We start from the raw sequence: 22800 nt of genomic DNA, 5'->3' as shown, positions 1-22800 counted from the left end.
GCCCTGTGTCTCTTCCTTAGTCTCTTGCACAAGCAATGAGAATGCGCGACGCTGAAACTGACCATTCGGTCAATTCATTTCCTGGCCGGTCAATCCCCGGTTCGAACAGCGACAACAACGAGCTTCCGCGATGATCGACTTCTATCTCAATGGCCGACGCCAGCAGTGCGCCGATGCCAGCGCCGACACCAGCGTTCTCGAGCTGTTGCGCGGCGCGCTGGGCCGGACCGGCACCAAGGAGGGCTGCGCCTCGGGCGATTGCGGGGCCTGCACGGTGGCGATCGGCGAGCCCGACGCCAGTGGCGAGCTGGCCTACCGCAGCGCCAATGCCTGCATCGTCCCCGCCCATCAGCTCGACGGCTGCCACCTGGTCACCGTCGAGGGCCTGGCCCGCGGCGACGCCCTGCATCCCGTCCAGGCGGCAATGGTCGATTGTCACGCCAGCCAGTGCGGCTTCTGCACCCCCGGCATCGTGATGTCGCTGTTCATCCTGCACGAAGCGCAGCGCCGCGCCCCGGCGCCGCTGACGTCCGAGCGTCTGGAAGCGGCGCTCGGCGGCAACCTGTGCCGCTGCACCGGCTACCGGCCGATTGGCGATGCGGCGCTGAGCATGCACGAGTATCCCGATACGCAGCCGAGCTGGGCCGACGATCCGGCGCTGGCCGGCAACGTCGCCGCCCTCGCCCATGATGCGACTCGCCGCTCGCCGGTCGCGAAAGATAGTGAGGGACACTATGCGACGCCCGACGATCTGAACGCACTGCGCGAGCTGCGCCGCCGGCGACCGCAAGCGCGGCTGGTCGCCGGTGCCACCGATCTGTGGCTCGAGGCCACCCAGCAGCTCAAGCCGCTCACGGACTTGATCGACCTGCGTCGGGTCGCCGAACTTCAGCGCATCGAAGAGACCGCCGAGGGCTGGTGGGTCGGCGCCGCGGTGACCTACTCGCGGCTCGAGCCGCTGCTCGCCGAGCACTTCCCGGCCTTCGCCCACTTGATGCAGCGCTTCGCCTCGCTGCAGATCCGCAACCGCGCCACGCTGGGCGGCAACGTCGCCAACGCCTCGCCGATCGGCGACACCCCGCCGGTACTGCTGGCGCTCGATGCGCGGCTGGCCATCGACGGCCCGGCCGGCCCGCGCGAGCTGCCGATCGGGGAGTTCTTTCGCGACTACAAGCAAACCGCGCTGGACGACGGCGAGTTGCTGCGCGCGATCTTTTTGCCTCACCAGTCAACGGCGCAGAATCTCAAGGTGTGGAAGATCGCCAAGCGCCGCGAGGACGATATCTCCGCGGTGCTCGCCGCGTTCGCCTGGCGTTTCGAGAATGGCGCGCTGCGCGACGTGCACCTGGCGTTCGGCGGGATGGCGGCGATTCCCCGCCGCTGCGCGCCCGCCGAGGCGGCACTCGAGGGTCAGGCGCCCACCGTCGCCGCCTTCGGCGCTGCCAAGGCCGCGCTGCGCGACGACTTCCAGCCGCTCAGCGACGTGCGCGGCTCGAGCGAATATCGGCTGACGGTCGCCGCCAACCTGCTCGAACGGCTGCGCCTGGGGCTCGAATCCACCACCGCGGAGGTGTCGATCGATGCGTACGCTCACTAGGCTTTCCAAGGCGCCCGAAGCCGCGCCAGCCAAGGCGACCGAAGCCGCGCCAGCCAAGGCGACCGAAGCCGCGCCAGCCAAGGCGCCCGAAGCCGCCGAGGTGCGTAAAGAACAGATTGGCCGCAACAAGGGCGACGGCCCGCTGGCCCGCGATCCGCGGTCGAGCACATCGACCGCCGACTCGCACCGCCACGAGAGCGCCATCAAGCATGTCACCGGGCGCGCCGCCTACATCGACGACCTGCCGGCCCCCGCCGATGCCCTGCATATCGCGCTGGGCTTCTCGCCGGTGGCCCACGGCCGCCTGACCCGGCTCGACCTGGAGGCGGTCAAGCGCGCCCCGGGGGTGGTCGACGTGATCAGCGTGGTCGATATTCCCGGGCATACCGATATCGGCCCGGTGTTCCCCGGCGATCCGCTGTTCGCCGACGACGAGATCAGTTACGCCGGGCAGACGCTGTTCGCCGTCGCCGCCACCAGCCACAAGGCGGCGCGCCTGGCAGTCAGGGCCGCGGTGGTCGAGATCGACGAGCAGCCGGCGAGCCTCGACCCGCTCAAAGCCGCCGAACGCGGCGAGGTGGTACGACCCACCCACGTCCAGCAGCGCGGCGACTGGCAGCAGGCGCTGAGCAAGGCCGAGCACGTGCTCGAAGGCGAGCAGTTCGTCGGCGGCCAGGAGCATTTCTACCTGGAGGGCCAGGCCTGCCTGGTCACGCCCAGCGAGGACGAGGGCGTGGTCGTCTATACCTCGAACCAGCATCCCAGCGAAACCCAGAAGCTGGTCTCCGAGGTGCTCGCCGTGCCCTTTCATGCGGTGACGGTGGAAACCCGGCGCATGGGCGGCGGCTTCGGCGGCAAGGAAACCCAGGCTTCGCCGTGGGCGTGCATCGCCGCGCTGATCGCCCGGCGTACCGGCCGCGCCGCCCGGCTGCGCCTGCCGCGCGCCGAGGACACGCGTGCCACCGGCAAGCGCCATCCGTTTTACAATCGTTACCGGCTGGGCTTCGACGCCGAGGGCGTGCTGGCCGGCGGCGAGATCACCGTGATCGGCGACTGCGGCTACTCGCCGGATCTCTCCGAGGCGATCGTCGATCGCGCGATGTTCCACGCCGACAACGCCTACTCGCTGGGCGCGGCTCGCGTCACCGGCCACCGCGCGCGCACCCATACCGCCTCGAATACCGCCTTTCGCGGCTTCGGCGGCCCCCAGGGGATGATGATCATCGAGGCGGCGATGGACGACATCGCCCGCCACCTCGGCGAGGACCCGCTGAGCGTGCGCAAGCGCAACTTCTACCGCGCCGGCCGCGACGTCACCCATTACGGCCAGCAGGTCGATCAGTACCCGCTGCTGAGCGAGATCGTCGAACGTCTCGAGCTCAGCAGCGACTATTGGACGCGCCGCGAGGCGATCCGTGCCCACAACGCCGCCAGCCCGGTCGTCAAGAAGGGCCTGGCGCTGACCCCGGTCAAGTTCGGCATCTCGTTCACCGCCAGGCACTTGAATCAGGCCGGCGCGCTGCTGCACGTGTATACCGATGGCAGCGTGATGATCAACCACGGCGGTACCGAGATGGGCCAGGGCCTGCATACCAAGATCTGTCAGGTGGCGGCCCGCGAGCTGGGCCTCGACATGGCGCGCGTGCGGATCACCGCCACGCGCACCGACAAGGTGCCCAACACCTCGCCCACCGCGGCGTCGAGCGGCGCCGACCTCAACGGCATGGCCGCCCGCGATGCGGCGAGCCAGCTTCGCGAGCGGTTGTTCGACTTCGCTGCGGAACACTATCAATTGGATCGCGAAGGCATGCGCCTGGCGGGCGGCGAACTGCTCGCCGGGCATGGCGAAAGCAGCCGGCGTATCGCCTGGGGCGAGCTGGTCCAGGCCGCCTATCTGTCGCGCATCTCGCTGTCCGCCAACGGCTTCTACTCCACGCCGCTGATCCATTACGACCGCGACACCGGCAGCGGCCGGCCGTTCTACTACTTCGCCTACGGCGCGGCGGTCGCCGAAGTCAGTCTCGATACGCTGTCCGGCGAGTACCGCGTCGAGCGGGTCGACATCCTTCACGACGTCGGCGATTCGCTGAACCCGGCGATCGACACCGGTCAGGTCGAGGGCGGCTTCATCCAGGCGATGGGCTGGCTGACCAGCGAGGAGCTCAAGTGGGACGCCCGGGGCCGCCTGCTCAGCGACGGCCCGGCGACCTACAAGATCCCCACCTACGGCGACCTGCCGCCGGCGTTCAACGTCGAGCTGCTCCAGGGCCATCCCAACTCGCAGGCCAGCATCTACCGCTCCAAGGCGGTCGGCGAGCCGCCGTTCATGCTCGGCATCTCGGTGTGGTCGGCGCTGCGCGATGCGCTGTCCAGCTTGAGCGACTATCGCCAGTCGCCACGCCTGGATACGCCGGCCACCCCGGAGCGCGTGTTGATGGCGGCACAAGCGCTGCGTCGATCAGTGAACGGCTCTACGCCATGAGCTGGCACGCGGCGCTGCACCGCCTGCAGCAGGCCGGCGAGCCCCACGCGCTGGCCAGCGTGGTCGGCGCGGCCGGCTCCACGCCGCGCGAACCCGGCGCCAAGATGGTGATCACCGCCGATGCCGTTCACGACACGCTCGGCGGCGGCGGCTTCGAATACCAGGTGATCGACGTCGCCCGCCAGGCGCTGCGCGCTTCACAAGACGATGGCCAGGGCGGCCCGCGACTCGAGACCTTCCCGCTGGGCGCGCGCTCGGGGCAATGCTGCGGCGGCTACGTGCACGTGTTGATCGAGGTGTTCCCCGGCGCCGAGATGACGGTCGCGGTGTTCGGCGCGGGGCATGTCGGCCAGGCGTTGGTCCAACTGCTCGCCCCGCTGCCCTGGCGCCTGGCCTGGTTCGACAGCCGTGATGGCGTCTTTCCCGACTGGGCCACCGGGCAACCGCGACTGGCCTGCCGGCGCAGCGCCGACCCGGCGAGTGATGCCGCCTCACTGCCGGCGCATAGCCACGTGCTGGTAATGACCCACGACCACGGCGAGGATCGTGCGTTGATCGATGCGCTGCTGGGCCGCGACGACCTCGCCTCCATCGGCCTGATCGGCTCGCCCAGCAAATGGGCGAGCTTTCGCCGCCGGCTGGCCGCCGCCGGCCACAACGAGGCCGCACTGACCCGGGTGCGCTGCCCGATCGGCATTCCCCGGGCGACCGGCAAGCGCCCCTACGAGATCGCCCTGGCCGTGGCCGCCGAACTGCTGACGCTCACGCCGGCCAGCGCCAGCGAAATCGAAAGCGAACGACATGCGCACCGCGGCATCGAGCCACGCCGATTGCGCGAGGTCTTTTCGAGCGCCCCGGTCGCCGCCCCTTTTTCCGCAACCTCCTCTTCCGCCACTCCTTCCGGAGACCCTGGATGAGCGACGCCCGAGTATTGCGCGGCCCCCTGCTGAGCTTCAACGACGACCCCGGCGAGGACGACACGCCGGCCGCCGGCAGCGTGCTGCACATCGAGGACGGTGCGCTATGGCTGGAGAACGGCCGTATTCGCGCAGTCGGCGCCTACGCCGAGATCGCCGCGCAACTGCCCGCCGGCATCGCCCACGTCGATTACTCCGACAAGCTGATGATGCCCGGCTTCATCGACAGCCATGTGCACTACGTGCAGCTCGATATCATGGCCTCCTACGGCCGGCAACTGCTCGATTGGCTCAACGAATACACCTTCCCCGAAGAGTGCCGCTTCGCCGAGCGCGCCCACGCCGACAACGTCGCCGAGGCCTTCCTCGACGAGACGCTGCGCGTCGGCACCACCACCGCCCAGGTATTCTGCACCTCGCACCCCGGTTCGGTGGATAGCTTCTTCACCGCCGCTCGGCGCCGCGGCCTGCGTATGCTCGCCGGCAAGGTGCTGATGGATCGTCACGCACCGCAGGCGCTGACCGACACCGCGCTGGGCGGCGTCGACGACAGCGAACGGCTGATCGCCGACTGGCATGGCAAGGATCGGCTGAGCTATTCGCTGACCCCGCGCTTCGCGCCGACCTCGAGCCGCGCACAACTCGACGCCGTCGGCGGCGTGTTGCGCAATGCACCGGATGTCTACCTGCAGGCGCATATCTCCGAGAATCGCGGCGAGGTCGACTGGGTCGCCGAGCTGTTTCCCGAGGCCCGCGACTATCTCGATGTCTACGAGCGCCACGGACTGGTCGGCCCGCGCAGCACCTTCGCCCACGGCATTCATCTATCGATGGACGAACGCCGCCGGCTCGCCGCGGCAGGCGCCAATGTCGCCTTCTGCCCCACCTCGAATCTGTATCTGGGCAGCGGTCTGTTCGACCGCCATGCCTGCCGTGAAGCCGGGCTGGCGGTTTCGCTGGCCAGCGACGTGGGCGCCGGCACCGATCTTTCCGGGTTCGCCACGCTCAAGGCGGCCTACCAGGTCGGCCAGTTGCTCGCTCAACCACTCACCGCCTGGCAGGGCTTCTACCGGCTGACGCTGGGCAATGCCCGCGCCCTGCACCTCGATGAGCATATCGGGCGCTTTCGCGAGGGCGCCGAAGCGGACCTGGTGGCCCTCGATCCACGTGCGACACCGCTGCTCTCGCGACGGACCGCGCGCACCGAAACGCTGGCCGAGCGGCTGTTCGCGCTGATGATTCTCGGCGACGACCGCGCCGTGCACGCCACCTGGGCCAACGGCCGCTGCGTGCATCGACGAGGGGCGTGACGAAGGCTGAGTGATAGGGAGCTCACCTTGTTCCAGAGGGGGGTACTGTTCTAGGACCCCGTCGGACTTGACACTGACCTACTGCGAATCCCGGCCTTTCGGCCAATTCCATCGATCCATTTCGTTAAATAGCGCGCTATTCGCCTCAATCGATCGATAAATTCGACTCGAAACCCGTGCTTCTCGTGACGATCGGCCAAGCCCGACAGACGCCTAGTGGGCGGGAATTCATTCCCGATGGACCGGGCTGCATTATCGCGAAATTATCGCGAATAAACGCCCTTCCGCAAAAGCCTCCAGACTCAAGGTGGCTCAATAGGCCGCGCTGGGCGCTACCTCGGGGGCCGGCGGCGGCGAATGCGCGGCATGCAGGCGACTGATCAATTGATCCTCGAGCGTAAAACGCTCGGTCAACGCCTTGCGCAGGCGATTCATCCACGCCGGCAAGCGGAACAGATAGTGCTGACAACGGGTCGGCGTCGAGTAATCTTCGTCGAACTCGAGCACCATGCCGGTCGACATTTCCAGGCGCTGCAGCAGCTGTTCGGCGAGCTTCAGCGCCTCATGGTCATTGAACTGCTCGGCCTCCTCGCGCAACTGTGGATAGATCTCGAAATGCCCGGCGCTGATGTAGTCCATCAGCAGCTCGCTGAAGCGGTCGATCTGTTCCTTGGTGATTACTTCGGGGTCCGCATCGCAAGCTTCTTGAAGCTCCAGCATGGCGACCAGCATCTCGCGACGCTCCTCGAACCAGCGATCGATCAGTCGGTGGACGCCGCCCCAGCGCTCCTGAGCGGTCTTGCAATCTTCCAGCATTGTCCTGCCTCCATGCATTCATGCAGCCTGCGGAAGTTCAGCGTCCCTCGTGGTCGCACGGCTGTCAATCCTGGATGCGCAAGATTCGTCGGCTAGTCGCGGCGCCCGCTGCGGCGTGCGTTCACAAAGCCGCGAGCAATCAATGCGATGGGCACCAACGCCAGGACCAGGAATCCGACCAAGGTCCACTGCGGCAGGGTCACGCCCAGCCATATGCCCTCCACCGCAGCGCATTCGCCGGAGCTCGACAGGACGCGTAAAAGCACGTCCCACAACGGCAGGACGTCCATCATGTAGCCGAGCCCCGGCCCGCAGCTGGGCACCTGATCGGCCGGCAGCGATTGCAGCCAGACGTGGCGACTGGCCAGGGCAATGCCACTGCCAACCGTCGCCAGCCCCAGCAGGCCGTAGACGCCGCCGCCCCAGCCACGCGGATTGTGGATCGCCGCGATCAGCAAGACCAGCGCCGTGGCGATCACCGCGATACGCTGGAAGATACACAGCGGGCAGGGCTCGAGCCCCGCCACGTACTGCAGCGCCAACGCCACCGCCATCATCAGCGCACAGAAGGCCAGGCCGGCCAGACTCCAGTGGCGAACCGTCATCCGCCGCGTCCACGTTCCACTCAAGCTAGCCGCCATTCGGGCGCTCCCGTCAGTAAATGTCAATTGCAGAGAATTCGGGGCCACCAGGCGGACCCGAATGAGTCGCTCAGACTGCCGACGCGGGCCGCGGTTCCCGGGCGCGCGCGAAATAGGCCTCGAGGAAGGCCGCGAAGCTTTCGCGATCGCCGGCCTCGATGTCGCCCTGCTGCTGATGTGAGGTCTCGCTGAGCTGGCTGAACAGCGCCTCGCGGGCAGGGTCCAGCGGCTCGCGGCGAAACCGCGTGGCCTGCTCGCCGGCCATCTCGAGCATGTAGTCGACGAATTCGTCGCCGCTTTCCTCGAGCACCTCGAGCAAGCGCGCCGAGGGCGTGCGCTCGGGCTGGCGCAGCAACGGCGCCAGACTGTCGAGCGCCGAGGCATGCGCCTGCGAAGCCTCGATGGTGTCGAGCAGTCCGGCCACCTCGCGCAGTTCATCGAAGATCGTCTCGGCGCGCCGCGCCAATTGCTCTTCGCGGGCATCGATGGCCAGCGTGAGCGAGGGGTCGCGACCACGCTCGACCACCGCCTGGCGATTGTCGTCGAGCCGGTCGCACTCCTCGTCGGGAATCCACGGACTGCCGGCGAGCAGGCACCACATCACGAAGGTATCGAGAAAGCGCATCTGCGTCTCGTCGATGCCCAGCGCCAGAAACGGGTTGAGATCGAGACAGCGCACTTCGATGTATTCCACGCCGCGCGCCTCGAGCGCCTGGGTGGGTGTCTCGTCGTGGCGCGCCACGCGCTTGGGACGAATGTCGCTGTAGTACTCGTTCTCGATCTGCAGGATGTTGGCGTTGAGCTGACGCCATTCGCCGCCCTTGTTGACGCCCAGGCGCTGGTAAGCCGGCCATGGAGTGCTGATGGCGTGGCGCAGGGTACCGACGTAGTTGGACAGCGAGTTGAAACAGATTTTGAGCTGCGCCTGGACCTTGTTCTGATAGCCCAGGTCGGACATCCGCAGGCTGGTGGCATATGGCGACACCAGGGTATCGCGGGCATGGGTCTTGAGCTTGTCGGGCACCGCGCCGGTCAGAAAGCTGCGATCCAGCGCCGGCGAGGCGCCGAACAAATACAGCAGCAGCCAGCTGTTGCGCCGGAAATTGCGGATCATGTCGAAGTAGCGTCCCGAGCGATAGCCGTTCAGCGGCTTGTCCTGGGCACCCTCGAGCTCACGCAGCAACGGCCAGACTTCCTCGGGCAGCGAGACGTTGTAATGCACGCCGGCGATCGACTGCATGATCCGCCCATAGCGCACGTCCAGGCCCTTGCGATAAACCGATTTCATGGTGCCGACATTGGAGCGCCCGTAATCGGCGATCGGCACGCTGTCGTTGCCGTTCAGGCGGCCGGGCATGCTCGCCGGCCAGATCAGTTCATCGTCCAGGTGACGATAGCTGAAGCGATGCAGGTCGGCGAGAAACGCCGTCGCGTCTTCGGGGCGACAGTAGACCGGTGTGATGTATTCGAGCAGCGACTCGGAGTAATCGGTGGTGATGTGCGGATGGGTCAGCTTCGACCCCAGCGCCCGGGGATGCGGCGTCTGAGCGATCGCCCCCTGACGGTCGAGGCGCAGCCCTTCCTTTTCGACGCCGCGGCGCAAGCGACCCAGCCGCCCTTCGCGGGCCAATCCCTTGAGCCGCTCGACGGCCTTGACTAGTTGCTCGGACAAGTTGAACACCCCCGGTTGCAGGCGATTCACCGCCGCATGCCGCGGCGGTGGGTGAAGGTCAGATTATGGTGACTGGCGCAGCCCTTTCAAGGCTAACGATCATGACGATAGCTCAGCGCTTGTTGCGGGCCTTGAGCAACGCCTCGCCCAGCGCCCCCATGCCGCCATTGCCAGCGCCATCGCCACTCGCTCGCTTGTCCGCGCCGCCGCGGCGCGCGCCCTTGTTGCGCCGCTCGCCGTCGCCCTGCTGGCGCCGGGCGCCCCGGGCCGGCGCCCCCTCCTCGGCCTGGGGGTCGTCGCTCAGGCGCATCGACAGGCCGATTCGCGCGCGCTCGATATCCACGGCCATGACCTTGACCTTGACGATATCGCCGGCCTTGACCACCTGGCGCGGGTCGTCGATGAACTTCTCGGCCAGCGCCGAGATATGCACCAGGCCATCCTGATGAACGCCGATGTCGACGAACGCGCCGAAGTGGGTGACGTTGGTCACGCTGCCCTCGAGGATCATCCCGGGCTCGAGATCCTTGAGCGTCTCCACGCCCTCGCGGAACTCGGCGGCCTTGAACTCGGGCCGCGGGTCGCGCCCAGGCTTGTCGAGCTCCTTGAGGATATCGGTCACCGTCGGCACGCCGAAATTGTCGTCGACGTAGTCGGCGGGCTTGAGCGATTTCAGCAAGGCGCTGTCGCCGATCAGGCTGGCCAGTTGCCGGCCGCCGCGCTCGGCGATCCGCGTCACCACCGGGTAGGCTTCCGGGTGCACGGCGCTGGCGTCGAGCGGGTTGTCGCCGTTCATGATGCGCAGGAAACCGGCGCACTGCTCGAAGGTCCGCGGTCCCAGCCGGCTGACCTCGAGCAGCTCGCGGCGATTGCGGAACGCCCCGCGCTCGTTGCGCCGCGCGACGATGTTCTCGGCGAGTCCCGGATTGAGCCCCGAAACTCGCGAGAGCAGCGCCCCGGAGGCGGTGTTCAGGTCCACCCCCACGGCGTTGACGCAGTCCTCGATGACCGTTTCCAGACTGCGCGAGAGCTGCACCTGGGAGACGTCGTGCTGGTACTGGCCGACGCCGATCGACTTGGGCTCGATCTTGACCAGCTCGGCCAATGGGTCCTGCAGGCGCCGGGCGATCGACACCGCACCGCGAATGGTCACGTCGAGATCGGGCATCTCCCGCGCCGCCAGCTCGGAGGCCGAATACACCGAGGCGCCGGCCTCGCTGACCATCACCTTGGCGAGCCGCCGCGAGGCGTCCTGCGCGGCCAGGCGCTTGACCAGTTCGCCAGCGAGCTTGTCGGTCTCGCGGCTGGCGGTGCCGTTGCCGATGGCGATCAGGCTCACGGCGTGCTTGTCGGCCAACCGGGCCAGCGTCGCCAGCGATTCGTCCCAGCGCTTGTGCGGCGCATGCGGATAGATCACCGCCTGCTCGAGGTATTGCCCGGTGGCGTCGACCACCGCCACCTTGCAGCCGGTACGCAAGCCCGGATCGATCGCCAGCGTCGCCTGCGGGCCGGCCGGGGCGGCGAGCAGCAGATCCTTGAGGTTGGCGGCGAACACCCCGATCGCTTCGAGCTCGGCGCGCTCGCGCAGCCGCCCCATCAGCTCGGTCTCGAGATGGGTGTAGAGCTTGACCCGCCAGGTCCAGCGCACCACTTCGCGCAGCCAGCGATCGGCGGCGCGCCCGGCGTCGTGAATGTCGACGTGTTTGGCGATGGCGATCTCGGCCGGGTGCACCGGCGCTTCATCTTCGCCGGGCAGCCTGAGGCTCAGCGCCAGCACGCCTTCGTTGCGACCGCGGAACATCGCCAGCGCGCGGTGCGAAGGCACCTTGGCGAGGCGTTCGTCGTGTTCGAAGTAATCGGAGAACTTGGCGCCCTCGCGCTGCTTGCCGTCGATCACCCGCGCGCGCAGCTCGCCTTCTCCCCACAGCCGGTCGCGCAGCCGGCCGACCAGTTCGGCGTCCTCGGCAAAGCGCTCCATGAGGATCTGCTTGGCGCCGTCCAGCGCCGCCTTGGCATCCTCGACGGCCGGGGTGTCGCCGTCGGCCGCACGCAGGTAATTCTGGGCCTCGCTTTCGGGGTCCAGCGTCGGGTCGGCGAGCAGTGCAGCGGCGAGTGGCTCGAGCCCGGCCTCGCGGGCGATCTGGGCCTTGGTGCGGCGCTTCTTCTTGTAAGGCAGGTACAAGTCTTCCAGGCGCTGCTTGGTGTCGGCGTTGCGCACTTGGGCGGCCAGCACGGCCGTGAGCTTGCCCTGCTCGTCGATGCTGGCAAGCACCGCGGCGCGGCGCTCCTCGAGCTCGCGCAGGTAGCGCAGGCGCTCCTCGAGTTCACGCAACTGGCCGTCGTCGAGGCCGCCGGTGGCCTCCTTGCGGTAGCGCGAGATGAACGGCACGGTGGCGCCGCCATCGAGCATTTCCACGGCGGCGGCGACTTGGTCGGGACGAACGGCGAGTTCCCCGGCGAGGCGGGCGATGATCTGGGCTTGGGCGTCCATGAAATCCTTGGCGTTCCAGCGGCTGGCGATCCAGCGATACAAAAAGTTCGCGACAAGGTACCACAAACGCTTTCGCTGCACCGCCCGTCTGGCACTCGCGAGCTGGGCTAGCCGGCTCCCCCGCGACGGCGCTCCAGGGCGTTGCGATAGAGCGCGCCCAGGCGATACAGGCCATGCACGAATTTGCCGTAGGGCAGCGTGACGAACAGCGCCAGCACGATGCCCAGGTGGATCACCAGCAGCAGGCCGAGTGCCGACGACTCGCGAAACAGCATCAGTACGAGACCGCTCAGACTGCTCAGCCACAACAGCGCGATGAAGGCCATGTCCATGCCCAGCTGGCGGCCGTCCCCGGACGCCGGATCGCGCTTGAGCTTGAGATAGAACAGTCCGGCCGGGCCCACCAGCAGACCCAGCCCGCCGAGAATGCCGAACAACTTGGGCAGGCTGATTATCTCGTAGGGCGCCACCCAGCCGAGCAGGTAGTGATAGAAGGTTCCGGTGACGGTGGCCGCGAAACACAGCAGGAAGCCGTAAGCCGTAAAATGATGGAAGCGCCGCCGCCAATGGGAGTGATACTCGTCGGGATAGGTGCAACCGACGTCGCCCTGGCCGTGCAGATGACGCAGCGACGCGGCCTCGCTCAGCGCATCGCGCCAGGCGCGTCGATCGAGCAGCGCCCGTGCGCCCTCGCCGCTCTCGCGCCAGAAAGCGGCGAAGCCCATCGCCAGCGCCAGGACGATGAACAGCGCGACGCCGCCGAACAGGCCCGCCATCACGTTGTGCGGCATCAGCGCATAGAAGTCGCCGCCGTGCTGAGCGCCGAGCAAGCCCGCGAGACCACCGTTGAGCGCGATGGCGACCAGCAGGATCAGCGTCATGCCCAGTGCCAGAGCGACCGACGAGACCAGCCCGTTGCGATCGAACAGCCGCGCCAGGGGCCCCGGCCAGGCGTATTCGCGGTAGGAGGACGCGCGCAGCTTGGCCATCGATTTCGGCACGTTGACGGCGAATTCGTGGGGCGGCGCGTACTGGCAGGCGTAGAGGCATTCGCTGCAGTTGTGGCACAGGTTGGCGAGATAATTGAGATCCTCGCGCGAGAAGGCCAGGCGTCGCTCCATGGCCGGAAAGACCGGGCAGAAGCCTTCACAGTAGCGGCACGCGTTGCACACCGTCATGTTGTGGCGCGCTTCGTCGATCAGGGTCTCAATCCGTTGCATGGCTCTTCGCGTAGCCTCCTGCCTGTGTACCTGCGGTGCGCCCGAAAACCGTGCCGATGGTCATGCCGAATCCGGCCACGTAGCCCTGCCCCAGGATGTTGCCGGCCATGATCTCGCCGGCGAGGAAGACGTTGTCGGCGAGTTCGCCGTTGTCCATGTACATGCGCGCCCGGTCGTCAACCTCGGCGCCCAGGTAAGTGAAGGTGATACCGGTGCGCAGCGGATAACCGTAGAAGGGCGGCGTATCAATGCGCTGTGCCCAGTGGGTCTTCTCCGGCGTGACGCCCTGAGTACGGCAGTCGTCGAGCACGCTATGGTCGAAGTGGCCGGGCTGCACGGCGGCGTTGAACTCGTCGACGGTGCGTCTGAGCGCCTCGACCGGCAGATCGAGCTTTACCGCCAGTTCGTCGAGGCTGTCGGCGCGCTCCGGCGGGAACACCGACGGCATGAAGCGGCCCTCGGCCTTGGCGTCGGTGATCGAATAACCGATCTGGTCCGGCTGGCGGGCGATCAGCCGCCCCCAGATCGCGTAGCGCTTGGGCCAGAAATCCTCGCCCTCGTCGTAGAAGCGCCGGCCCTCGCGATTGACGACGATGCCCAGCGATACGCAATCGACGCGGGTGACGATGCCACCGTCGTATTTTGGCGCACGCGCATCGATCGCCACGGCATGGCCCTGGGTCGGGTCGCCGATCGACTTGGCGCCGTTGTCGAGCAGCGAGCGCAGCATCTTGCCCTGGTTGAAGCGCGTGCCGCGGATCAGGAAGTTGCGCGACACCGGCCCCCAGGCCTCTTCGAGCCACTCCAGGTTGGACTCGAACCCGCCCGAGGCGACCACCACCGCCTTGGCGCTCACCCTCACTTGCTCGTCACCCAGCGTTACCAGGGCATGATCGAAACGCGTGCCATCGAAGACCAGCCGCTCGGCCTCGGCCTGGTAGATGATGGTCACCCCCAGCCGCTCGGCGGCCTTGTAGTAGGTGTTGACCAGCGCCTTGCCGCCGCCCAGGAAGAAGGCGTTGGTCCGCCCCAGGTGCAGGGTGCCGCCCAGAGAGGGCTGGAAGCGTACGCCGTAGCCCCTCATCCAGTCGGTGCAGGTTTCCGAGGCGCGAATCACGTACCGCGCCAGGGCCTCGTTGGTGTTGCCGCCGGTCACCCGCCAGACGTCCTCGAAGAATTCCTCCTCCAGATAGGCGTCGGTCAGCACATCGGTGGGCGCACGGTGCATGCAGCGCAGGTTGCGGGTATGGCTGCTGTTGCCGCCGCGTACTTCGCGCGGCGCGCTCTCCAGCAGCAGCACGCTGGCGCCCCGCTCGCGAGCCGACAGCGCCGCGCACAAGGCGGCATTGCCGCCGCCGATCACCAGCACGTCATGGCCGGTAAGCGCCTGTTTATCTATCGGCCGTCCGAGCGATGAGACGATCATCGACCCCTCCCGTAGCTACTAAATACAACTGTATCCATCAGTGTTCAAAATGACAAGCCATGTATGGAGGATTATCATGTGCGCCAAAGCGTCGATCGGACAGGCAGCTCCATGGCAGAAAGCAAGTCACGCAAATCCCCGGCGGAGTCCGCCAACGAGCGCGGCGAACCGCGCAGCGAACAGGCCTACCGGTACATCGTCGAGGCCATCAAGGAGGGTTCGCTGCGCCCCGGTACGCGCATCCGCGAAGTCGACCTGGCCGAGCGCACCGGGCTGAGCCGAACCCCGGTTCGCGAGGCGCTCAACCGCTTGCAGATGGAGGGGTTGGTGGCCAACGACCCGGCCCGCGGCACGATCGTCACCGAGCTCGACCACGGCATGGTCAGCGAACTGTATGCCATGCGCGAGGTGCTCGAGGGCACCGCCGCACGGCTCTCGGCACGCCACGCCTCCGACGTCGAGATCACCTTCCTGCGCGAGATCAGCGAACGCGACGAGCAGTTCACCGAGACTCTCGACCTGGTCAAGAACAACAAGCTGTTCCACAGCACGCTGTATCGCTGCGCGCACAACCGCTACCTGCTGAAGATGTTGCATTCGCTGCAGGATTCGATGGTCCTGCTGGGGCGCAGCACCCTGGCCAAGCCGGGACGCCCCCAGACTGCGCGCCAGGAGCACGCCGCCATCGTCACGGCACTGGAGAGCCGCGATCCCGACACCGCCGAGCAACACGCCCGCACCCACATCCGCGAGGCCTACAAGGTGCGTCTCGAGGCATTCTTCGAGGGCGAGACCTGATCAGCTGCGCAGCGCTCAGGTCCGCAGTGCAAAGGGATCGCGCACCTCGTCGCCCAGGTCGATCATCACGTTCTTGATGTCCAGGTACTCGTTGAGGGCGTGATGGCTGCGCTCGCGGCCGAAGCCGCTGGCCTTGACGCCGCCGAACGGCGCCTGCGCCGCCGAGGCGCGGTAGGTATTGATCCACACGCTGCCGACCCGTAGCCGTCCGACCACGCGATGGGCCCGCGCCAGATCGCGCGTCCAGACCCCGGCGACCAGCCCATAGTCGGTGCCGTTGGCGATCGCCACGGCCTCGTCCTCGCTGTCGAACGGGATGATCGCCAGCACCGGGCCGAATACCTCCTCCCGGGCAAGCTCGCTGTCGGGGGCGACCCCGGTGAACACCGTCGGCTCGACGAAGCAGCCAGCCTGCAATGCGGCGCTGTCCGGCGCCCGACCGCCGACCTTGAGCGTCGCGCCATCGCGCCGGGCGCGCTCGATGAACCCCAACACCCGCTCGTGCTGCACGGGATTGGCGACCGGGCCCATCTCGGTGTCGTCGCGGCGCGGATCGCCGAGGCGGATCGCCGCGGCCCGCGCACAGACCCGCTCGCAGACCCGCTCGTAGAGCCCACGCTGGACCAGCAGCCGTGACCCGGCGATGCAGGTCTGCCCGGCAGCGGCGAAGATTCCGGCCACCGCACCGGTCACCGCCTGCTCCAGCGAGGCATCGTCGAAGACGATGTTGGCCGACTTGCCGCCCAGCTCCAGGGTCACCGGCTTGAGCGCCTCGGCAGCCACCCGCGCGATCGCCCGGCCTGTCGCTGTGCCGCCGGTGAAGCTGATCAGGTCGATGTCGGCATGGCCGGTCAGCGCCGAGCCCACCTCGCCGCCGCCGGTCACCACGTTGACCACCCCGGGCGGGAAGCCGGCCCGTTCGCACAGCGCGGCGAACTCGAGGGTGGTCACGCTGGCCACTTCCGAGGGCTTGATCACCACCGTGCAACCCGCCGCCAGGGCCGGCGCCAGCTTGTTGGCGAGGATCGCCATCGGCGAGTTCCACGAGGTCACCAGCGCGGCGACGCCCCGCGGTTCGCGGGTGGTGTAGTCGAACAGCTCGGGACGATCGAGCGGCAGCGTCTCGCCGTGCAGCTTGTCGGCCCAGCCGGCGAAATAGCGGTAGTTGCGTGCCGCGAAGCGCATCTGCACGCGGGTCTCGCGAATCACCTTGCCGTTGTCGGTGGTCTCGAGCTGCGCCATGCGCTCGGCGTCGCCCTCGAGCAGCTCGGCGAGGCGATGAAGGAGAGTCGCCCGCGCAAGGCCGGGCGAGCGACCCCAGCCGTCGTTATCGAAGGCCGTGCGCGCAGCAGCCACCGCGGCGTCGACGTCGGCCGCACTGGCCTCGGGGACACGCGCCCAGGTCGTCTGATTAAAGGGGTTGATGGCGGCGAAGCTGGCATCGCCTTCGGCCGCCCGCCAGCTGTCGCCGATACGCAACCTGTAATCGTGGGTACTCATACACGTCTCCGGCGTCAGTGAAACGGCGAGAAGAAATAGCCCGCCGGCCAGTCGAGGTTGAAGCCCTCGCCGAGCACGATCAGGAACACCACCAGCAAGGCGCTGCCGAGCAGTGCCGACCACCAGCGCAGCTTGCCGACGAAATAGCCGAAGGCCGCGCAGAACAGCGCCGCCGATATAACCAGTCCAATCAATGAGATACAGACATACAACGCGGCCAGCCACAGCAGGTAGGGCATGGTGCGTTTAAGCTTGTCGCCGGTCAGCGGTTCGCCGTGCTCGGCGGCGGTCACGTGCCGCGAGCGGCGCACGGTCAGCACGAACTCCACGATCAGCAGCAGCAAGGCCGCGCCGGCGACCACCTGAGGCATCAGCCGTGCCGTGAACGGATAGTCCATGGCCGCCCACAGCATGGCCACCAGAATCACGGCGACGATCGCCATGAACACCAGTTCTTCGACTAGACGGCGGGACATCACGAGGCCTCCCGAGTCTGGCTCTTGCCCTTGACGCGCACCCCGGCCACCACCACCGCGATGGACACCAGGCCGATCGCGATGACGATCGGGTCGGCCAGCCACGACCAGCCATAGCGCGAGGCCGAGATGGTCAGGTAGCGCTCGATGCTCGGCGCCAGCACGAAGCCGATCAGCACCGGGGCGCGCGGCCAGTCATAGGTCTTGAGCAGCCAACCGATCAGGCCGACTACCAGGAAAGCCACCAGATCGCCCCAGTGACGGGTATTCTGGTAGGCGCCGACCATCATCACGATGATCAGGAAAGGCGCGAACTTGCTGGCCGGGATCATGCTCAGCCGGGCGATCGGCCGCGACAGCAGGAAACACGCCAGCGCGCCGACGACATTGGCCAGCGCCAGCGTCCAGACCACCGTCAGGGTGACCGGCAGGTTGGAGGTCAGCATCGACGGCCCCGGCTGGATGCCCAGCAGGATCAACCCGCCCAGCAGTACCGCCGTGGTGCCGCTGCCGGGAATGCCGAACAGCAGGGTGGGGATCAGCGCCCCGCCCTCCTTGGCGTTGTTGGAGCTTTCCGGGGCGATCACGCCGCGGATCTCGCCCTGGCCGAAGCGGCTCTTGTCCTTGGTGGTATGCATCGCCTGGCCGTAGGACAGCCAGTCCACCACCGAGCCGCCGAGACCGGGTATCGCCCCCACCGCGACGCCCAGTGCCGACGAACGCAGCACCAGCCAGCGATGCGTGAAGGTTGCCTTGATCCCCGCCCTCCAGCCTTCGGACAGCGTCTTGACCTTGGAGACGGCGCGATTCTCGGCCAGCAGGTCGATGATCTCGGGCACCGCGAACAGGCCCATGGCGAGGATCGCCAACGGTATGCCATCCATCAGGTAGGTGCTGTCGCCGACGAAGCGAAAGGTCACCGAGGCCGGTGCCGAACCGAGCATCGCGATCAGGATACCGAACAGCGTCGCCAGGATGCCGCGAAACGGATACTTGCCGGCCAGCAACCCGACCACGCACAGTCCCAGCACGGTCAGCATGAACAGGTGCGGCGACCTGAACGACAGGATCACCGGCCGCGCCACCGGCAGGATCATGAACAGTACCAGCGCGCCGATCAGTCCGCCGATCAGCGAGGCACTGAAGGCCGCGCTGAGGGCCAGGCCGGCTCGCCCCTGCTGGGCCAGCGGATAGCCGTCGAGCACCGTCGCCTGGGAGCCGGCCGAGCCGGGCACCCCGATCAGCACGCTGGGAAAGGTATCGGCCGTCGCGATCACCGCGGCCATGCCGATCAGCATGGCGATGGCGGCGTAGGTATCCATGCCGTAGACGAACGGCAGCAGCAGCGACATGCCGACCACCCCGCCCAGCCCCGGCAGGATGCCGACGATCAGCCCTACGCTCACGCCGAGCAGCATGAACATCAGTCGCGAGGGATCGAGCACGATGGATAACGCTTCGAGCGCAGCTTCGAACACGGCAAGTGCTCCCTTCACATGGCAGAATACAGCAGAGAAGCCTTGGCTCTTTCAGCCGAAGCCCTCTCCTGTCGAGGCGCGTCGCCGTCAGAGATCGGCGTCGTAACGCTCGCGGAAGGTCTTGCGCAGGAAGTCGAGCGCCTCGTCGGACACGTCGAGGGTCGAGCTCATCGCCGTGTAGGCCTCCTCGCCGACCAGCCACTCGTAGGGCCCGTTGGTGGCTTCGGACTCGGCGATGAATTCGGGATCCTGACGCGCATCGCGAAACGCCTGGCGAAGGTCTTCGATGGAGGCTTCGGGGGCATCCTTCTTGGCCCACAGCATCTTGATGCTGCCGGCCGAGAGCACCGCACGATAGGCATCCCAGGCCAGCCCCGAGGGCTTCTCGCCGTAGCGCTCCTCGTAGACTTCGGCCACCGTCGGCAGCTCGGGGAACGCCGGGTCGCGCACCAGTTCACCCTGGGTGTTGATGACGCCCATGCTGAATAACGGCACCGCGATGCCTTCGTCGACCAACGGCTGAACGTTCGCGGTGTAGGCGCTAGTGGTCTGGAAATCGATATTGGTCTCGCCCTGCTCGAGGGCCAGACGTGCCGGGCCACGGCTCTGGTAGCCGAAGATCGCCTGGTGCGGCAGGTCGAGCAAGGCGAAGGCCGCCAGCGCCGTGGAGCCGATGGCCTGGGGCGAGACCTCGCCGTAGATCAGGTTGTCGGCTTCCCACAGCTGCTGCGGATCCTCGATGCCCAGGTCGGAGCGCGCGTAGACGACCCCGCCTTGCGCCATGGCGGCGATCGGCGCGTAATTGCGAAAATCGTAGCGTACGGCATCGGAGCCGTACATGAACGGAAATACCTGACCGGCGCTCTGCAGCAGCACCGTGAAGCCGTCGCTGGCGGTACGCAGCTCGAATTCGTTGGTGCCCTGAACGCCGCCTGCACCCGGGCGGTTGACGACCTGGATGCTGGCGTCATCGCCGAGGTACGGCGGCAGCGTGGCGGCCACGAAGCGGCCCCAGGTATCCGCCCCACCGCCCGGCGACCATGGCGTCAGGATCTCCAGTGTCTCGTCGTCGTAGAAGCCGTTGAGCTCGGCTTGCTCGGTCTGTGCCGTCGCCGTCGTCGCTACTCCCAGCGACAGGCCGGCGGCGGCTAGCAGAGTGGCCGCAATGCGGCCGGTACGAAGGCGTACATCGTTGTTCATGGTCGATTCTCCTGAGCGGGGCCGCCGGTTCTCCGGCACCCGCACCCGATGGCTGGCATTGTTGTTCATCGGTATCGCAACCACTCGAAACCCATACCGAGTCGGTGCGATGCGCTAAGGCTTGAGAGGCATGTAATTATTATTGTGTACCTGAGTATGCAAATGGCTGCATTAATATGCAAGAGTGTTCTTTAACTTGGAAAGCTTGCTATATTGCCAAGGCATTCATGGTCAGGGAGACGCTCCAGACGGGCGGCACTCGCCACCGACAATGCCGGCGGGCAACACTGACAACATTGGGGCGTCGCGATGAATCTTGATATAAGCAATAAGGTGGCTCTGATTACCGGTGGCAGCGAAGGCATCGGCCTGGCCACGGCGCGGGTGCTGGCCGCCGAGGGCGCGCGCGTGGTACTCGCCGCTCGCCGCGAAGCGACGCTGCGAAGCGCCGCCCGCGAGATCGAGGCGCTCGGCGGTCACCCCCCGGTCATCGTCTCGGCGGACATGGCCACCGCGGAGGCTCCGGCGCGGGCCGTGCAGGCCGCCATCGACGCCCATGGCGAGCTGGACATTCTGATCAACAATGCCGGCAGCAGCGCCTCCGGCCCCTTCCTGGAGTCCGACGACGCCCTCTGGCAGGCCGACTTCGACCTCAAGCTGATGGGCGCGATTCGCTGCACGCGGGCGGCCCTGCCCTATCTGAAGGTTTCCGCCGCCGCGGCGATCGTCAACATCACCACGGTCGCCGGCAAGGCGGCGCCGGCCAATTCGCTGCCCACCTCGGCTACCCGCGCCGCCGGCATCGCCCTGACCAAGTCGCTGGCCAACGAGCTGGGCAACGCGGGGGTGCGTGTCAACACGGTGTGCATCGGCCGGGTCCGCTCGGCCCAGGTGGAACGCCGCTGGCAACGCGAAGCCCCCGAGCTGAGCTGGGATGAATACTCGACCAGGCAGAGCCAGGCGATTCCGCTGGGACGCCTGGGTGACGCCAGCGAAGTCGCCAATTGCATCGCCTTTCTGGTCTCGCCCTGCGCTTCGTACGTGACCGGCGCCAGCCTCAACGTCGACGGTGGCCGCAGTCCCGTCGTCTGATCGTCTCGATCCGAACAACAAAGTCAGGAGCTTGCCATGCCCTCGGTTGCCCACACCCTGATCGAAGGCCTTCGCCGCGAAGGCATCACCCATATCTTCGGCATTCCCGGCACCCAGAACCTGCCGCTACTCGACGTGCTGCGCGACACGCCGGACATCCGTTTCATCCTCACCCGCCATGAACAGGGCGCGGCTTTCATGGCTTACGGCTATGCCCGAGCCGGACAGCGCCCGGCGGTGGTGACCGCCACCGAGGGCCCCGGCGTCACCAACATGGCGACACCGTTCGGTGCGGCCTTTCGCGGCAACGTACCGATCATCGGCATCAATGGCCTGCAGGAGGCCTGGCTGCGCGAGAAGGACGCCAGCCAGGAGATGGATCAGATCAGTTTCTTCAAGCCCATTACCAAATGGGCCTATTCGATCAGTGACCCCGAAAAGGCCCAGGAGGCGTTGCGCAAGGCGTTCCGCGTGGCGCTGAGCGAACCGCCCGGCCCGGTGCACCTCGAGGCGCCGTCGGACATCTATCTGCAGGAGGTCGAGCAGGAGGCGTGGCAGCCGGCGCAATACCGCGCCACCACGCTGCCCAGCGTGGACGCCGGCGTGCTCGACGAGATCGTCGCGCGGCTCGCACGCGCCGAGCGCCCGGTGATCCTGGCCGGCGGCGGAGTGCTCCGCGAGCGGTCCAGCGACGCGCTCATCGCCTTCGCCGAGCGTCACGGCATTCCGGTCGCACCGCTGCAGTTCAGCCCCGATGCGTTCCCCACGGCGCATCCGCTGGCGCTGGGGCCGCTGGGCCGCAACGGCTGGGAAAGCGCCAACCGTGCCGTCAAGCAAGCCGACCTGGTGCTCGCCGTGGGCGCGCGCATGGATCTGTTCTCGACGACCTTCAAGCACGGCCTGATCCAGGCCGACGCCACCTTGATCCATCACGCGGCCAGCGACGACCCCATCGGCACGGTATTCCCGGTCGACGTGGCCGCCGTCGGCGCGACGCCGAGCCTGCTCGCCGGGCTCACCCTGCGCCTCGCCGAGCGCCGCTGGGCGTGGCTCGACGTCGGTGCGGAAGTCGCGCAGTGGGAAGCCCAGCGCCAGGGGCTGATCGACGCCGAGGCCGAGCCCATCCAGCCGCCGTTCGTCGCCGACGTGTTGCGCCGCACCCTGCCCAAGGGCGGGATCATGGTGGTCGACGCCGGCAATGCCGGCAAGCATGCGCGCATGCACTTCGTCAGTCACGCCCCGGACACCTACCAATTCATCGACAACTGGGCCGCGGTGGGCGCCGGCTTTCCCACTGCCATCGGCGCGGCGCTGGCCCGCCCCGACGTGCCGGTGCTGGCGGTCCAGGGCGACATGGGCTTCATGTGCAATATCGGCGAGCTGGAAACCGCCGTGCGCGAGAAGATCAAGCTGGTCGCGGTGGTCTTCAATGACCAGGGGCTGGGCAACGAACGTGCCTTCCAGAATGCCCATTACGGCGGCCGGCACTTCGCGGTCGACTACCGCAACCCGGACTTCGGCGAACTGGCCCGGGTGTTCGGCGCGCACGGCGAGACGGTGACCCGACCCGGCGATCTCGAGGCCGCCATGCAGCGCGCCTTTGCCGCCGAAGGCCCGGCGGTGGTCGACGTGATGATCGACCAGGATCACCTGGCTCCCGTGCTCTTCAAGGCCTGAAGCCGGC

Annotated in this window: 17 protein-coding genes; 7 read left to right on the top strand and 10 right to left on the bottom strand. The window is 67.3% G+C overall.

All coding sequences use genetic code 11. The annotated features are described in order from the left end of the window. The first annotated feature begins 130 nt into the window (after nt 1-130). Genes xdhA through guaD form a run of 4 tightly spaced genes read left to right on the top strand, consistent with a single transcriptional unit; the run spans nt 131 to nt 6306 of the window. The gene (gene xdhA / locus HALZIN_RS0106175; protein ID WP_031383362.1) at nt 131-1597 is read left to right on the top strand and encodes a xanthine dehydrogenase small subunit; all 1467 of its coding nucleotides are present in this window, start codon (nt 131-133) and stop codon (nt 1595-1597) included. Further along, the gene (xdhB, locus tag HALZIN_RS0106170; RefSeq protein ID WP_084173400.1) at nt 1581-4079 is read left to right on the top strand and encodes a xanthine dehydrogenase molybdopterin binding subunit; all 2499 of its coding nucleotides are present in this window, start codon (nt 1581-1583) and stop codon (nt 4077-4079) included. Before xdhA ends, xdhB begins: the two co-directional genes overlap by 17 nt. Continuing rightward, complete coding sequence (xdhC, locus tag HALZIN_RS0106165; RefSeq protein ID WP_035575193.1) at nt 4076-4996, top strand: xanthine dehydrogenase accessory protein XdhC; 921 nt, start codon at nt 4076-4078, stop codon at nt 4994-4996. Before xdhB ends, xdhC begins: the two co-directional genes overlap by 4 nt. Further along, the gene (gene guaD / locus HALZIN_RS0106160) at nt 4993-6306 is read left to right on the top strand and encodes a guanine deaminase (RefSeq protein WP_031383359.1); all 1314 of its coding nucleotides are present in this window, start codon (nt 4993-4995) and stop codon (nt 6304-6306) included. Before xdhC ends, guaD begins: the two co-directional genes overlap by 4 nt. Before the next feature lie 312 nt (nt 6307-6618). On the opposite strand, the gene HALZIN_RS0106155 is transcribed toward guaD, so the two are convergent. The 6 genes from HALZIN_RS0106155 to tcuA all read right to left on the bottom strand — a co-directional run bounded on the left by HALZIN_RS0106155 (nt 6619) and on the right by tcuA (nt 14572). Beyond that, nucleotides 6619-7122: an Rsd/AlgQ family anti-sigma factor gene (locus tag HALZIN_RS0106155; protein WP_031383358.1), complete on the bottom strand. Its 504-nt coding sequence runs from the start codon at nt 7120-7122 to the stop codon at nt 6619-6621. A gap of 92 nt (nt 7123-7214) precedes the next feature. Then, on the bottom strand, nt 7215-7727 hold the full coding sequence (locus tag HALZIN_RS0106150) for a disulfide bond formation protein B (RefSeq protein ID WP_031383357.1): 513 nt from the start codon (nt 7725-7727) through the stop codon (nt 7215-7217). A 106-nt stretch (nt 7728-7833) separates the two neighbouring features. Then, nucleotides 7834-9435, bottom strand: a complete 1602-nt coding sequence (gene gshA / locus HALZIN_RS0106145) for a glutamate--cysteine ligase (RefSeq protein ID WP_031383356.1) — start codon at nt 9433-9435, stop codon at nt 7834-7836. A 112-nt stretch (nt 9436-9547) separates the two neighbouring features. Continuing rightward, complete coding sequence (locus HALZIN_RS0106140; RefSeq protein ID WP_031383355.1) at nt 9548-11926, bottom strand: Tex family protein; 2379 nt, start codon at nt 11924-11926, stop codon at nt 9548-9550. Nucleotides 11927-12033: 107 nt separating this feature from the next. Continuing rightward, the gene (tcuB, locus tag HALZIN_RS0106135) at nt 12034-13146 is read right to left on the bottom strand and encodes a tricarballylate utilization 4Fe-4S protein TcuB (protein ID WP_051907406.1); all 1113 of its coding nucleotides are present in this window, start codon (nt 13144-13146) and stop codon (nt 12034-12036) included. Beyond that, nucleotides 13133-14572 carry an FAD-dependent tricarballylate dehydrogenase TcuA gene (tcuA, locus tag HALZIN_RS0106130; protein ID WP_051907404.1) on the bottom strand — a complete coding sequence of 480 codons (1440 nt, stop codon included), beginning with the start codon at nt 14570-14572 and terminating at the stop codon, nt 13133-13135. Before tcuA ends, tcuB begins: the two co-directional genes overlap by 14 nt. Nucleotides 14573-14683: 111 nt before the next feature. Here tcuA and HALZIN_RS0106125 point away from each other — a divergent pair, with 111 nt between their 5' ends. After that, nucleotides 14684-15370 carry a GntR family transcriptional regulator gene (locus HALZIN_RS0106125; RefSeq protein ID WP_035575531.1) on the top strand — a complete coding sequence of 229 codons (687 nt, stop codon included), beginning with the start codon at nt 14684-14686 and terminating at the stop codon, nt 15368-15370. Between the two features lie 15 nt (nt 15371-15385). Here HALZIN_RS0106125 and HALZIN_RS0106120 read toward each other — a convergent pair whose 3' ends face one another. The 4 genes from HALZIN_RS0106120 to HALZIN_RS0106105 form a co-directional block, all read right to left on the bottom strand. After that, nucleotides 15386-16870, bottom strand: a complete 1485-nt coding sequence (locus HALZIN_RS0106120; RefSeq protein WP_031383351.1) for an aldehyde dehydrogenase — start codon at nt 16868-16870, stop codon at nt 15386-15388. Between the two features lie 14 nt (nt 16871-16884). Beyond that, nucleotides 16885-17346 (bottom strand): tripartite tricarboxylate transporter TctB family protein, encoded by a 462-nt coding sequence (locus HALZIN_RS0106115; protein ID WP_031383350.1) that lies wholly within the window; start codon nt 17344-17346, stop codon nt 16885-16887. Then, the gene (locus tag HALZIN_RS0106110) at nt 17346-18824 is read right to left on the bottom strand and encodes a tripartite tricarboxylate transporter permease (protein WP_031383349.1); all 1479 of its coding nucleotides are present in this window, start codon (nt 18822-18824) and stop codon (nt 17346-17348) included. Before HALZIN_RS0106110 ends, HALZIN_RS0106115 begins: the two co-directional genes overlap by 1 nt. Nucleotides 18825-18911: 87 nt before the next feature. After that, nucleotides 18912-20024, bottom strand: coding sequence for a Bug family tripartite tricarboxylate transporter substrate binding protein (locus tag HALZIN_RS0106105; protein ID WP_051907403.1), 1113 nt, complete (start codon nt 20022-20024; stop codon nt 18912-18914). Between the two features lie 333 nt (nt 20025-20357). Between HALZIN_RS0106105 and HALZIN_RS0106100 the strand changes: the two genes are divergently transcribed. Next, entirely contained in the window at nt 20358-21116 is a 759-nt protein-coding gene (locus tag HALZIN_RS0106100; protein ID WP_201448180.1) for an SDR family NAD(P)-dependent oxidoreductase, read from the top strand. 36 nt (nt 21117-21152) lie between these two features. After that, the gene (locus tag HALZIN_RS0106095; protein ID WP_031383346.1) at nt 21153-22793 is read left to right on the top strand and encodes a thiamine pyrophosphate-binding protein; all 1641 of its coding nucleotides are present in this window, start codon (nt 21153-21155) and stop codon (nt 22791-22793) included. The last annotated feature ends 7 nt before the right edge of the window (nt 22794-22800 follow it).

This window comes from Halomonas zincidurans B6 (assembly GCF_000731955.1).
In the GTDB taxonomy this organism is placed as follows: domain Bacteria; phylum Pseudomonadota; class Gammaproteobacteria; order Pseudomonadales; family Halomonadaceae; genus Modicisalibacter; species Modicisalibacter zincidurans.
This window is presented reverse-complemented; position numbering and strand designations above follow the sequence as displayed.